Consider the following 13,319-nt stretch of genomic DNA (forward strand, 5'->3'; position numbering starts at 1 on the left):
GCTTCAAGCATCATCGTCAGTTCCTGAAGTTCTGCGGTCTCGATCTCGCAACGTGTCAGTCAGGCACGTTCCGCGGCTGCACCAAGCTGTCCAAGTACGGCAACGCGCGCCTGCGCCGGACCTTCTGGATGGCTGCTCAGGTCGCCGCGCGTCAGCGCGACAACAGCTTCCGCGACAAGCTCGGACGGTACACTGCCGGGCACGCGGACGACGCCGACCGTCGCCGCAAGGCGATGACGGCGCTCACCGCCAAGATGGCGCGTGTGGCTCACGCCGTCGTCAAGACGGGGACAGAGTACCGGCCGTTCCTCGAACGGTCGGATGTCAGGTGGAAGGACCCCTCTCTGCAAGTGCCGTGAGGGCGCTCGTCGAGCGACCCTGTAGATAATGTTCGGGCCTTCCACCTGGGTGCGTATCTCGTTTTAAGGATGGTGGGGACCACGGCCGCTTCGGCGCTGCTGGATCCTGTGTTTGCTATGGCAGGGAGCGATCCCGTTGACGGTGGGAGCCATCTGGCTCAGATTGCATGCCGCGCCGATGGTTGTCGGCGCATGGATATCTGCTGGCCAAAACCCGGCGCTGCTTCCTGACATAGGACGGCACCGAATTTGCCGAACATTACAGGCTCGCCGAGCAGATCGGCATCCGAACCTTCTTCTGCGACCCACATCCCCCTTGGCAAAAGGGCGGCGTCGAAAACGCTATCGGACGCCTGCGACGCTACCTGCCGCGCAGAACCAATCTCGACGACCTCGGCGCCGATCAGTTCGCCGCCATCGCCGCCAGATACAACAACACGCCCCGCAAATGCCTCGACTTCAGAACACCCGCCGAGGCATGGGCGCAACATCCGTTGCACTTCGAATGTGAGTCCACATCCCGGCTTCCGCCGGAATGACGGAGGGAAGCGGGATGCGTCGCCACCCATCCACCTTGGTGTCAGCCGTCGGCGGCCAGTGCCTCGGCCAGCGAATCGCGGATCGCCTGCAACTCGCTCGCCCGGCCACGGCCGCGCGCGGCCTTCTCCGCGGCCAGCAGGCGCTGGACGCCGCGGATCGTATAGCCTTCGTTGCTCAGCAGATGGTGGATGCGGCGGACCAGCGCGACATCGTCCGGGCGATAATAGCGCCGGTTGCCCGCGCGGGTGAGCGGTTTCAGCTGCGGAAACCGCGTCTCCCAATAACGCAGGATGTGCTGGGGGCGGCCGATCTCTTCGGCCAATTCGCCAATAGTGCGCAAAGCGCCAGCGGCCTTCTCGGTCGCCGGCACGATGCTATCAGCCCGCAGCGACGATGCGATCGCGCATCATCTGGCTGGCACGGAAGGTGAGAACGCGGCGCGGTGCAATCGGCACTTCGACGCCGGTCTTGGGATTGCGGCCGATACGCTCGCCCTTGTCGCGCAGAATGAAGCTGCCGAAGCCGGAAATCTTCACATTCTCGCCGCGGGCAAGTGCTTCGCACATATGCTGGAGGATCTGTTCGACCAAGCGCGCCGCGTCGGCGCGGGAAAGACCTACTTCGCGATGCAGCGATTCAGCCAAATCAGCGCGCGTTAACGTTCCGGCAGCGGTCATCTCGCAATTTCCTTTCATGTCCGATGCGCGAATCTACCAGATCGTTTTGCTGTAGCAAGCGCACCTATTGTGCCGCAGCAACGATACAGACAAATACTGGAAAAACACGTAGGTCGGTCATGACCGGCCGTCTCAGAACCGGACGACGGCGGCGCCCCAGGTAAATCCGCCGCCCATTGCCTCCAGTACCAGCAAGTCGCCGCGCCGGATCCGGCCATCGCGAACCGCGGCATCGAGCGCCAGCGGCACCGATGCTGCCGATGTATTGGCGTGCTGATCGACGGTGACGATGACCTTTTCTGGCGCGAGATTGAGCTTGCGCGCAGTCGCGTCGAGAATCCGCGCATTGGCCTGGTGCGGCACCACCCAGTCGACGGCGCTCGAATCGAGCCCGGCGGCGGCCAGCGCTTCTTCCATTACCGATGCCAGATTGACGACCGCGTGGCGGAACACCTCGCGCCCCTTCATCCGGAGCTTGCCGACCGTGCCGGTGGTGGAGGGGCCGCCATCGACATAGAGCAGGTCGTTATACCGCCCGTCGGCGTGGAGCTTGGTGGTCAGGATGCCGCGCGCCGCATCGTCGGGGCTGTCCTGCGCCTCGAGCACGATCGCGCCGGCGCCGTCGCCGAACAGCACGCAGGTGGTGCGGTCTTCCCAGTCGAGGATGCGGCTGAAGGTTTCGGCGCCGATCACCAGCGCGCGGCGATGGACGCCGGCGCGCAGCATCGAATCGGCGACCTGCACCGCATAGAGAAAGCCCGAGCAGACGGCGGCGACGTCGAACGCCACGCAATCGAGAATGCCCAGTGCGTTCTGCACGCGGGTGGCGGTGGCGGGAAAGGTCTGGTCGGGCGTGGCGGTGGCCAGCACGATCAGGTCGATGTCCGCCGCAGCGATCCCGGCGGCGGCGATTGCGGCACGCGCCGCATCTGCGGCCAGCGTGCCGGTCGTCTCTTCGGCGCCGGCAATGTGGCGGAAGCGGATGCCGGTGCGCTCGACAATCCATTCGTCCGAGGTGTCGACCTGCGCGGCCAGCTCTGCATTGCTGACGCGGCGCGCCGGCAGTGCCGATCCCGTGCCGATGATCACCGAACGCACGGTCATGCGACGCCTTCCTTATCGTTGCTCAAGCGGCCTTGGCCTCGAAATTACCCAGATCCTCGGCGATCCGCCGGGTGAGATCGTCGCGTACCATCTTCGCCGCGAAGCCGATCGCGGTATCGACGCCGATTTCGTTGGCGCCGCCATGGCTCTTCACGACAATGCCGTTCAGCCCCAGAAACACGGCGCCATTATGGTTGTTGGGGTCGAGATGATGGCGCAGCAATTCGGTCGCCGGGCGCGAGATGAGGAAGCCGATCTTCGAACGGATCGAGCTCTGGAAGGCGCGGCGCAGCAGATCGGCGACGAAACGGGCGGTGCCCTCGGCGGTCTTGAGCGCGATATTGCCCGAAAAGCCGTCGCACACGATCACGTCGACATCGCCGCGCGACAGGCGGTTGCCTTCGATGAAGCCGGTGAATTCCAGCGGCAGATGGCTGGCGGCGCGGAGCCGGGCGGCAGCATCGCGGATGCTGTCGGTGCCCTTCATCTCTTCGGTGCCGATGTTGAGCAGCGCCACGCGCGGGCGATCCAGGTCCAGCGCGGTGCGGGCATAGGCGGCACCCATCACGGCGAACTGCACCAGATTGCGCTCGTCGACTTCGGTATTGGCACCGAGGTCGAGCATCACCGTGTCGTTGGCGCCCAGCGAGGGCATCAGCGCGGCAAGCGCCGGCCGGTCGATGCCGGGCATCGTTCGCAGCGCCAGCTTCGCCATCGCCATCAAGGCGCCGGTATTGCCGGAGGAAACGGCAGCGCCGGCGCGGCCCTGCTTTACCTGATCGATGGCAATGCCCATCGAGGTCGTCTTGGCGCGACGGATCGCCTGGCTGGGCTTTGCATCGGCCGCAACCACGCCTTCCGCATGGACGATCTCCGATGCGGCTGCCAGATTGGGATGCGCCTTCAGGCCTTCGCGAATCCGTGCTTCATCGCCGACCAGGATGAATTCCATCCCGTCGAAGCGGCGGCGCGCACGCGCGGCTCCGGCCAGCATGACAGCAATTCCCTCATCACCGCCCATCGCATCGACGGCGATTCGCGAGGGAATGGTCATGCCGGCAACCCCCCGTTGCGGACCGTGGCTCAGCCCTCGACCGAAACGATCTCGCGGCCGTTATAATGGCCGCAGGCATTGCACAGATTGTGCGGGCGCTTCAGCTCGCCGCAGTTCGGGCATTCCTGGAATGCCTCGACGGTGAGCGCATCGTGCGACCGGCGCATGCCACGCCGCGACGGCGAGGTCTTTCTCTTCGGAACGGCCATCTAGGCACCTTCAATAAGCTACTGAATCAATAAAGTCGCGATACGCCCACAGGTCTTTCAGGGCAAGCGACGGCTAGGCCGGCCGCTTGCCGGACCAGCAGGCAGGTCACGAAGCGAGCCCGCGCGTATAGCGATTCTTCTTCGCGTTGCAAGCGCAAGCCGCAACTGGCACTGGGCGCTATCACCTGGACGGAGAGGGGGACGGCCTGATGTTTTACCTGCCGGTTACGCTGACGAGCGCGGGCGCTGCTGCGCTGATCAACCTGTGGCTGGCGATTCGCGTCATCCAGCTGCGATTCGCCGACAAGGTGCTGGTGGGCGACGGCGGCAGCCCGCGCCTCACCGCGCGGATGCGCGCGCAGCTCAATTTCGCCGAATATACGCCGATCGCGCTCATCCTGATCGGCCTGATCGAGCTGGCCAAGGGCACTAGCCTGTTCCTGTGGATCGTGTCGTCGCTGTTCCTGCTCGGCCGGGTGCTGCACCCGTTCGGCATGGACGGCATGCTGCGCGCGCGTCAGGCCGGCATCATGCTCACCTTCGGCACGATGATCGTGCTGGCGGGCTATGCCGTCTGGCTCGGGCGCATGGGCATGAACCCGCTGCACTGAGTTCAGGCGCGCGCCAGCACCGAATCGGCCACGAAGGGGTTTGTCCTGCGTTCGTGGCCGAAATTGCTCGGCTGGCCGTGCCCGGGGACGAATACGGTGTCGTCCCCCAGCGGCCAGAGCCGGCCCGTGATCGAATCGAGCAGATCCTGGTGGTTGCCCAGCGGAAAGTCGGTGCGGCCGATCGATCCCTGGAACAGCACGTCGCCGACGATCGCCAGCTTCGAGGGGGCGTGGTGGAACACGACATGGCCCGGCGTGTGCCCGGGGCAGTGATGGACATCGAGCACCAGTTCGCCCACCGTCACCTGATCGCCCTGTACCAGCCAGCGCGCCGGCTCGAAGGGGGCGCCGCGGATGCCATAGCGGCGTCCGTCATCCTCCAGCTGGGCGATCCAGAAACGATCGGCCTCGTGCGGGCCTTCGATCGGCACGCCAAGTTCGCGCGCGAATTCGGCGGCGCCGCCGCAATGATCGATATGGCCATGGGTGATCAGCAGCTTCTCGATCGTCACGCCGTGCTGGGCGGCGGCCGCCTTCAGCCGGGGCAGGTCGCCGCCCGGGTCGACAAAGGCGCCGCGCATCGTTTTCGTGCACCACAACAGCGTGCAATTCTGCTGGAGCGGCGTGACCGGCACGATGGCTGCGCGCAGCGGGGTATCGGTGGGGTTTGCGGACGGGGTCGACATGGTGCCGACCTAGTGATCGCCGGGGCTTGCGGCAACACGGGCTTGCCGATCGACGCGCAGGGTTGCATTCCGGGCGGCTGATGCTGTTGTCGCCGCCCTTCGTGCTGCTCGATGATGCGCGTGCCCGTGCGGGGCCGGCGCGGCTTTATGTCGACCCGGTGGCAATCGTGACGGCGGAACGGCTGGAAGAGGTGGCGCCGGCGCTCGACCGCTTGCGTGCGGCGGCGGCCGAGGGCCTCGATGCGGCGGGATACCTTGCTTATGAAGCGGGCGCCGCGCTCGCGCCGCATGTTCCGGCGCGTGCCGATGCGGGGCCGCTCTTATGGTTCGGGCTGTTCCGCGGCTATCGGCCGGTCGAGGATGTGACAGGCTTGCTGCCCGATCCCGCAGGCGCCTGGGCCGGCGCGCCGCACCCGGCTGTGGCGCGCGCCGACTATGACGCGGCGATCGCCCAGGTGCTCGACTATATCCGCGCCGGCGACATCTATCAGGCGAACCTTACCTTTCGCGCGACGGTGCCGGTCGCGGGCCATCCGGCGGCGCTCTATGCGCTGCTGCGCGGGCGGGCGCAGGCCGGCTATGGCGCGCTGGTCGCGACCGGCGCGCGCTGGCTGCTCAGTCTTTCGCCCGAGCTGTTCTTTGCGCTGGAGGACGGGCGGCTGACGGCGCGGCCGATGAAGGGCACCGCGCCGCGCGGCGTCGACCCGGGCGAAGACCGCGCGCTTGCCGCAGCGCTGCAGGCCGACGCCAAGCAACGCGCCGAAAATCTGATGATCGTCGACCTGATGCGCAACGATCTGGGCAGTGTCGCCCGCCCCGGCAGCGTCGCCGTGCCCGCGTTGTTCGAGGTGGAAACCTATCCGACCGTGCACCAGATGACATCGACCGTCACGGCCGTGCTGGCGCCTGACCGGGATGCGGTCGATGCGCTGGCGGCGCTGTTCCCCTGCGGATCGGTGACAGGCGCGCCCAAGATTCGCGCGATGCAGGTGATCGAAACAGTCGAATCCGGCCCGCGCGCCGCCTATACCGGTGCGATCGGGAGGCTGGATGCCAATGGCAATGCGCAATTCAACGTGGCGATCCGGACGCTCGAAATCGATGCGGACGGCGCCGCCTCGCTGGGGCTCGGCTCGGGCGTCGTCGCCGATTCGGACCCCGATGCGGAATGGCGCGAATGCCTCGCCAAGGGCGCGTTCGTGACCGCAGGCGAACGCGGCTTCGACCTCATAGAGACAATGCGCTTCGATCCCGAGGCGGGCATCCTGTTACTCGAACGCCATCTCGAGCGGATCAAGGCAAGCGCGCAGGCGCTGGGCTTTCCCTTCGATCGGCACGGCGCGCGCAACGAATTGCAGGCGGCGACCTTCCGGCTACGCGCGCCGGCGCGGGTGCGGCTGGTGGCGGGGCCGCGGGGCGGCATTGCGATCGGCGTCGCGCCGCTGCCCGATGCGCCCGACGCGCCGGTGCCGGTGCGAGTGGTGCGCCATCAAGTTGCGCGAGACGACTTCCGCCTGGCGCACAAGACCACGCGCCGCGCGCTCTACGATGCGCCGCGCGCCGCGGCGGGAACATGGGAAGTGGTGTTCACCGATGCCGAAGGCTTTGTGACCGAAGGCAGCTTCACCTCGGTGTTCGTCGAGCGGAACGGCGTGCTGGTGACGCCGCCGCTGTCGCGCGGGCTGCTGCCCGGCGTGTTGCGGGCCGAGCTGCTGGCGACCGGCCGCGCGGTGGAGGGCGATCTCCGCCCCGGCGATCTGGCAGGCGGATTCTTCGTCGGCAATGCACTGCGCGGACTGGTTGCAGCAGTACCAGTTGCGGAAAGCGCCGAAGCGGACCTATAGGCGCCGCATCTTTCCCGGAAAAGGCGCCCGACCCATGCAGACTTCCGCCGCGCTCCAGCGCATCCAGCCCTCCGCCACGCTTGCCATGACCAGCCGCGTGTTCGAGCTGAAGCGTGCCGGTGTCGACGTGATCGGCCTGGGCGCGGGCGAGCCCGATTTCGACACGCCCGATTTCGTCAAGGAAGCCGCGATCCAGGCGATCCGCGACGGCAAGACCAAATACACCAATGTCGACGGCACGGCCGAGCTGAAGGACGCAATTGCGCTGAAGTTCAAGCGCGACAACGGGCTGGACTATACGCCCCAGCAGATCACCGTGAACGTGGGCGGCAAGCACACGCTGTTCAACGCGATCGTCGCGACGGTGGGTGCGGGCGATGAAGTGATCGTGCCGGCGCCTTATTGGGTCAGCTATCCTGACGTGGTGCAGTTCGCGGGCGGCACGCCGGTGTTCATCGCCGCCGGTGCCGACCAGAATTACAAGATCACGCCCGCACAGCTCGAAGCGGCGATCACGCCCAGGACCAAGTGGGTGATCCTCAACTCGCCGTCCAACCCGACCGGCGCCGCCTATTCGGCCGCCGAGCTGAAGGCGCTGGGCGAAGTGATCGAGCGCCACCCGCATGTCTGGGTGTTCGCCGACGATATGTACGAGCATATCCTGTACGACGGCTTCGAATTCGCGACCATCGCGCAGGTGTGCCCGTCGCTCTATGACCGCACGCTGACCGTCAACGGCTGCTCCAAGGCCTATGCGATGACCGGCTGGCGGATTGGCTTCGCCGGCGGCCCGGCGCCGCTGATCAAGGCGATTGCCAAACTGCAGTCGCAGTCGACCTCGAACCCCTGCTCGATCGCGCAGGCCGCTGCGGTGGCGGCGCTGACCGGCGACCAGAGCTTCCTCAAGGATCGTGCCGCGGCATTCCAGACGCGCCGCGATCTGGTGGTCGGCATGCTGAACGCCATCGACGGCATGACCTGCCCGACGCCGGAAGGTGCTTTCTATGTCTATCCCGAGTTCAGCGCGCTGATCGGCAAGACCACGCCCAAGGGCAAGACGATCACCAATGACGAGGACATGATCGGCTATTTCCTCGACGAGGCGCGCGTGGCGGCGGTGCACGGCGCGGCGTTCGGCCTCTCGCCGGCGATGCGGATCAGCTATGCGACCTCGGAAGCGCTGCTGCGCGAGGCCTGCACGCGCATCCAGACGGCCTGCGCCGCCCTGCGCTGACCTTCGGTAGGGGGTAACCTGAAGGCGGATTCGCGCGTATAAGGGGTCTATGCTGCGCAAGACTCCCAGGCTCCCGCTGCTCCTCACCGGCTTTGCCGGCGGTGCGCTCTTGTTGCTCGCCGCCGGCGGCGCCCCCGCCGAACGGGCCGTCGCGATCCCCGCCCCGACGCTCGATCTGCCCAAGACGGGCGGGCGACAGGTGGCGGTGCTGGCAGGCGGCTGCTTCTGGGGCATGGAGGCGGTGTTCCGCCAGGTGAAGGGCGTGCAGTCCGTCACCAGCGGCTATGCCGGCGGCACCGCGAACACGGCCACCTATGATCAGGTGTCGACCGAACGCACCGGCCATGCCGAGGCAGTGAAGATCGTCTATGATCCCGCCCGCGTCAGTTATGGCACGCTGTTGCGCGTCTATTTCTCGGTGGCGCACGACCCGACCGAGCTGAACCGCCAAGGGCCGGATCGCGGTCCCAGCTATCGCTCGGCGATATTCCCGCAAGATGCGGCCCAGCGCCGCGTGGCCGCCGCCTATATCGCCCAGCTCGGCCGCGCGAAGGCGTTTCCCCGGCCGATCGTCACGCGGATCGAAACCGGCGGCTTCTATCCGGCCGAGGCCTATCATCAGGATTTCTACCGCCGCAACCCGACCCATCCCTATATCGTCCACTGGGACAAGCCAAAGGTCGCCGCCTTCCGCGCAGCGTTTCCGCAACTGGCGAACTGACGGGCGGGGGCAATTTTACGCGAGCGCCGTCGGGCGTTTCTCCCGCGCGCCGGGCCCCCAGCGCAGCACCGCATAGCCGAGCGCCGCCGACAGGATCGACCCGACCAGCACGCCGATCTTCACTTCGTCGACCAGCAATGCGTCCCCCGGAAAGGCGAGGCCGCCGATGAACAGGCTCATCGTGAAGCCGATGCCCGCGAGCAGCGACACGCCGTAAATCTGCACCCAGCCGGCATTGCCGGGGCGTTTCGCCAGTCCCAGCTTCACGGCCGCCCAGACACTGCCGAAAATGCCGAGCTGCTTGCCAAGGAACAGACCGAGCGCCACGCCCAGTGGCAGCGGTTCGAGTAGTATCGCCGGGGACAGGCCACCCAGCGCGACACCGGCATTGGCAAAGCCGAACAGCGGCACGATCAGGAACGCCGTCCAGGGATGCAGCGCATGTTCCAGCCGGTGGAGCGGCGAGGTGACATCGTCGGGCGCGGCGGGAGAGGGCGTGATCGGGATCATCATGGCCGTCAGCACGCCGGCGATGGTGGCGTGGACGCCCGAGCGGAACACGAACAGCCACAATAGCAGGCCGAGCAGCAGATAGGGCGTCAGCCGCCGCACGCCGCTCTTGTTGAGCAGATACATCGCCACCAGCACCAGCGCGGCGAGGCCCAGCGCCAGCGTTTCGAGTCCGCTGGTATAGGCGAGCGCGATGATCGCGACTGCGCCCATATCGTCGACAATGGCGACGGCAGTGAGGAACAGCTTCAGTGCCGGCGGTGCGCGGGTGCCGAGCAGCGCCAGCACGCCTACGGCAAAAGCGATGTCGGTGGCAGCCGGGATTGCCCATCCCTGACGCAGTTCCGGCCGGGTGCCGGCTACGGCCAGGAACAGGATCGCCGGTGCCAGCATCCCCGCCGCCGCCGCGATCACCGGCAGGCGCCGTCGTTCCCAGCTCGCCAGTCGCCCGTCGAGGAACTCGCGCTTTATCTCCAGCCCGACGAGCAGGAAGAAGATCGCCATCAGCCCGTCATTGATCCACAGATGTACCGTCATCGGCCCGTGGCGCGGGGCGATCACCGGGCCGGTTTCCAGGTGGAGCAGGTGGAAATAGGGCTCGGCCGTGGCCGACAGGTTCGCGGCCAGCAGTGCCAGCGCCGCCGCGACGATCAGGACGATACCGCCCGACGCCTCGCCATGGAGGAAGGCCCGCGTCGCCGAGCGGATATGGCGGATACGGCGTCGCATGGGTCGGCTCCTCCCGGTTTGGTGTAGCCCCTTTTACACCCCTCCCTGCAAGGGAGGGGCCGGGGGTGGGTGCGCGCGTCTGCGCGCCTCAAAAGACTTTCCCTCGGTCGAGAGCGAATCCCGCTGCCTGACGGCGGCGGACCCACCCCTGACCCCTCCCTTGCAGGGAGGGGAATCAATCGTTCGCGGCCTCGTCTATCCTCCCCCGCCAGTGGGAGGAACGAGTCAGGCCGCCCGCGCCAGCGCCTCGGCTATCAGTTTCCGGCTGTTCTCGATGCCGTAGAGCGCGATGAAACTGCCCATGCGCGGCCCCTGTTCCGATCCCAGCAGCGTTTCGTAGAGCGCTTTGAACCAGTCGCGCAGATTATCGAACCCGCCGGTCTTGCCGATTTCGTAGATCGCGTCCTGGATCGCTTCCGCCGGCGTGTCCGCCGCCATGCTCGCCAGCTCGGCGTCGAGCCGCTGCAGCGCCGCCACTTCCACGCCTTCGGGTGCCCGCTTCTTCAGCGTCGGCGCCACGAAGTCGCGGGCATAGGCCAGCGCATAGCCGATCAGCCGGTCGAGCGCCGGATAGGTTTCGGGCGTCGCTTCGGGCACATAATTGGCCAGATAGCCCCAGACCTGTTCCTTGGTCGCCTCGCCCATCACCCCGACCAGGTTGAGCAGCAGCCCGAAGGTGACGGGCAGCGTTTCCGCCGGCGGCTCGCCATTGTGGATATGGTGGACCGGGTTGCCCAGCTTTTGCTCGATCGGCTGGCCCGCATAATTGCCGCGGAACTGCCAATATTCGTCGATCGCGCGCGGGATCACGCCCAGATGGAGCTGCTTGGCCTTTTTCGGCTCGCGATAGGCATAAAAGGCGATGCTCTCTTCGGGGCCATAGGTCAGCCATTGCTCGAGGCTCAGGCCATTGCCCTTCGACTTGGAGATCTTCTCGCCCTTTTCGTCGAGGAACATCTCATAGTTGAAGCCCTCGGGCGGGCGGCCGCCGAGCACGCGGGCGATCTTGCCCGACTGGGTGACCGAATCGATCAGATCCTTCCCGGCCATCTCGTAATCGACATCCAGCGCGACCCAGCGCATCGCCCAGTCGACCTTCCACTGAAGCTTGGCCTTGCCGCCCAGTACCGACTGCACGATCCGCTCGCCTTCATCCTCGAAGGCGATCAGGCCCGCCTCGGCGTCGACCACTTCGACCGGCACCTGCAGCACGATGCCCGACTTCGGGCTGACCGGCAGCACCGGCGAATAGGTCGCCTGCCGCTCGGCGCGGAGCGTCGGCAGCATCACGTCCATGATGCCCTGGTAATGGCGCAGCACGCCCTTCAGCGCGTCGTCGAACCGGCCGCTGGTGTAATAGTCGGTCGAGGACGCGAATTCATAGTCGAAGCCGAAGCGGTCGAGAAATTCGCGCAGCATCGCGTTGTTGTGGTGCGCGAAGCTCTCATACTTCTCGAACGGATCGGGAATGCGGGTCAGCGGCTTGCCGATATGTTCGCGCAGCATCGCCTGGTTCGGCACATTGTCCGGCACCTTGCGCAGCCCGTCCATATCGTCGCTGAACGCGAGCAGGCGGGTCGGCACGTCGCACAGGCTCTCGAACGCGCGGCGGACCATGGTGGTGCGCAGCACTTCGTTGAACGTGCCGATATGCGGCAGGCCCGAGGGGCCATAGCCGGTTTCGAACAGCACATGGCCTTTCTCCGGCGCGCCACCCTGTTCGATCTGCGGGTAGCGTTTCAGCAGCTTGCGCGCCTCTTCATAGGGCCAGGCCTTGGAGACGTGCGCAGCGGCGCGGAGTTCGGGTGTAATGTTGCTCATGGTCCCCTGCCTCTGCCGTTTTCGGCGCCGCGATGCAAATCCGGGGTGGCGGCGACGGCGCGGTGCATTATCTTGGACGCGTGCGATCCTCCCCCGTCACTGCCCGCATCGCCGATGGTGTCGCCTCGATTCCGGCGGCGCAGTGGGATGCATGCGCGGGTGCCGACAATCCGTTCGTCAGCCACGCCTTCCTTTCGCTGCTGGAGGAATCCGGGTCCGCGACCGTGCAGGCCGGATGGCAGCCGCTGCCGATTCTGGTCGACGGCGCCGATGGCGTGCCGATTGCGATCGCACCTGCCTATGCGAAGAGCCACAGCCAGGGCGAATATGTATTCGACCATGGCTGGGCCGATGCCTGGGAGCGGGCGGGCGGGCGCTATTATCCGAAGCTCCAGGTGGCGGTGCCGTTCACGCCGGTGCCCGGGCCGCGGCTGCTGTTGCGGGAGCCGAGCGCCGCGCCGGCGCTGATCGCGGCGATCGAGGCCGTGGTCGATCAGCACCAGCTTTCCTCCGGCCATGTCACCTTCGTCGCGCCCGAACAGGTGCCGCTGTTCGAGGCAGCCGGCTGGCTGATCCGCCCCGGCACGCAATTTCACTGGCACAATCGCGGCTATGCCGGGTTTGACGATTTTCTGGGCGCGCTCGCCAGCCGCAAGCGCAAGGCGGTGCGCAAGGAACGCGCGGCGGCGGTGGAGGGGCTGACGATCCGGCACCTGACCGGCGCCGAGATCACCGAGGCGCATTGGGACGCCTTCTGGGCATTTTATCAGGATACCGGCAGCCGCAAATGGGGGCGGCCGTACCTCACCCGGTCGTTCTTCTCGCTGCTGGGCGCGGCGATGGGCGACAAGCTGCTGCTGATATTCGCCGAGCGTGAAGGGCGGCCGATCGCCGGCGCGCTCAACCTGATCGGCAGCGATGCGCTTTATGGCCGCTATTGGGGCTGCGTGGAGGACGTGCCGTTCCTCCATTTCGAGCTATGCTATTATCAGGCGATCGACGCGGCGATCGCGCGCGGGCTGCCGCGGGTGGAGGCGGGGGCGCAGGGCGAGCACAAGCTGGCGCGCGGCTATGCGCCGGTAACGACCTTCTCGGCGCATTATCTGCCCGACCCCGGCTTTCGCCGCGCCGTCGCCGACTTTCTCGTGCGCGAACAGCAGGCGGTCGAACGCGAGCAGGAATTTCTCGGCGAACTGACGCCGTTCCGGAAGGCGGACTAG

13 protein-coding genes and 2 pseudogenes are annotated in these 13,319 nt (G+C 66.6%); 7 read left to right on the forward strand and 8 right to left on the reverse strand.

Annotation, left to right across the window (positions count from 1 at the left end):
* Positions 1–384: pseudogene (locus tag ACT53K_RS17515) on the forward strand (transposase); the annotation flags it as partial.
* 211 nt (positions 385–595) lie between these two features.
* Positions 596–898 (forward strand): annotated as a pseudogene (locus ACT53K_RS17520) (transposase); the annotation flags it as partial.
* Positions 899–939: 41 nt separating this feature from the next.
* Here the strand turns inward: ACT53K_RS17520 and ACT53K_RS17525 are convergent.
* From ACT53K_RS17525 to rpmF, 5 genes are all read right to left on the reverse strand, one after another.
* A complete protein-coding gene (locus tag ACT53K_RS17525; RefSeq protein ID WP_476230013.1) occupies positions 940–1,269 on the reverse strand; it encodes a MerR family transcriptional regulator in 330 nt (109 codons plus the stop codon).
* Positions 1,270–1,276: 7 nt separating this feature from the next.
* On the reverse strand, positions 1,277–1,576 hold the full coding sequence (locus ACT53K_RS17530) for an integration host factor subunit alpha (protein ID WP_476230014.1): 300 nt from the start codon (positions 1,574–1,576) through the stop codon (positions 1,277–1,279).
* 132 nt (positions 1,577–1,708) lie between these two features.
* Positions 1,709–2,680 carry a beta-ketoacyl-ACP synthase III gene (locus tag ACT53K_RS17535; RefSeq protein ID WP_476230015.1) on the reverse strand — a complete coding sequence of 324 codons (972 nt, stop codon included), beginning with the start codon at positions 2,678–2,680 and terminating at the stop codon, positions 1,709–1,711.
* A gap of 22 nt (positions 2,681–2,702) precedes the next feature.
* On the reverse strand, positions 2,703–3,734 hold the full coding sequence (gene plsX / locus ACT53K_RS17540; protein ID WP_476230017.1) for a phosphate acyltransferase PlsX: 1,032 nt from the start codon (positions 3,732–3,734) through the stop codon (positions 2,703–2,705).
* Positions 3,735–3,763: 29 nt separating this feature from the next.
* A complete protein-coding gene (gene rpmF / locus ACT53K_RS17545; protein WP_476230019.1) occupies positions 3,764–3,943 on the reverse strand; it encodes a 50S ribosomal protein L32 in 180 nt (59 codons plus the stop codon).
* Between the two features lie 209 nt (positions 3,944–4,152).
* On the opposite strand from rpmF, the gene ACT53K_RS17550 reads away from it, so the two are divergent.
* Complete coding sequence (locus tag ACT53K_RS17550) at positions 4,153–4,554, forward strand: MAPEG family protein (protein WP_476230020.1); 402 nt, start codon at positions 4,153–4,155, stop codon at positions 4,552–4,554.
* Positions 4,555–4,556: 2 nt separating this feature from the next.
* Here ACT53K_RS17550 and ACT53K_RS17555 read toward each other — a convergent pair whose 3' ends face one another.
* Positions 4,557–5,240 carry an MBL fold metallo-hydrolase gene (locus ACT53K_RS17555; protein WP_476230022.1) on the reverse strand — a complete coding sequence of 228 codons (684 nt, stop codon included), beginning with the start codon at positions 5,238–5,240 and terminating at the stop codon, positions 4,557–4,559.
* An 80-nt stretch (positions 5,241–5,320) separates the two neighbouring features.
* Between ACT53K_RS17555 and pabB the strand changes: the two genes are divergently transcribed.
* Genes pabB through msrA form a run of 3 tightly spaced genes read left to right on the forward strand, consistent with a single transcriptional unit; the run spans position 5,321 to position 9,039 of the window.
* A complete protein-coding gene (gene pabB / locus ACT53K_RS17560) occupies positions 5,321–7,084 on the forward strand; it encodes an aminodeoxychorismate synthase component I (RefSeq protein ID WP_476230023.1) in 1,764 nt (587 codons plus the stop codon).
* Positions 7,085–7,118: 34 nt separating this feature from the next.
* Complete coding sequence (locus ACT53K_RS17565) at positions 7,119–8,318, forward strand: pyridoxal phosphate-dependent aminotransferase (RefSeq protein WP_476230024.1); 1,200 nt, start codon at positions 7,119–7,121, stop codon at positions 8,316–8,318.
* A 49-nt stretch (positions 8,319–8,367) separates the two neighbouring features.
* The gene (gene msrA, locus ACT53K_RS17570; protein WP_476230025.1) at positions 8,368–9,039 is read left to right on the forward strand and encodes a peptide-methionine (S)-S-oxide reductase MsrA; all 672 of its coding nucleotides are present in this window, start codon (positions 8,368–8,370) and stop codon (positions 9,037–9,039) included.
* Positions 9,040–9,054: 15 nt separating this feature from the next.
* Here the strand turns inward: msrA and nhaA are convergent, their stop codons facing one another.
* On the reverse strand, positions 9,055–10,278 hold the full coding sequence (gene nhaA, locus ACT53K_RS17575) for a Na+/H+ antiporter NhaA (protein ID WP_476230026.1): 1,224 nt from the start codon (positions 10,276–10,278) through the stop codon (positions 9,055–9,057).
* A 225-nt stretch (positions 10,279–10,503) separates the two neighbouring features.
* A complete protein-coding gene (locus ACT53K_RS17580) occupies positions 10,504–12,099 on the reverse strand; it encodes a lysine--tRNA ligase (protein ID WP_476230027.1) in 1,596 nt (531 codons plus the stop codon).
* 32 nt (positions 12,100–12,131) lie between these two features.
* On the opposite strand from ACT53K_RS17580, the gene ACT53K_RS17585 reads away from it, so the two are divergent.
* Positions 12,132–13,319 carry a GNAT family N-acetyltransferase gene (locus tag ACT53K_RS17585; RefSeq protein WP_476230029.1) on the forward strand — a complete coding sequence of 396 codons (1,188 nt, stop codon included), beginning with the start codon at positions 12,132–12,134 and terminating at the stop codon, positions 13,317–13,319.

This window comes from Sphingomonas sp. DMC8, assembly GCF_056314185.1.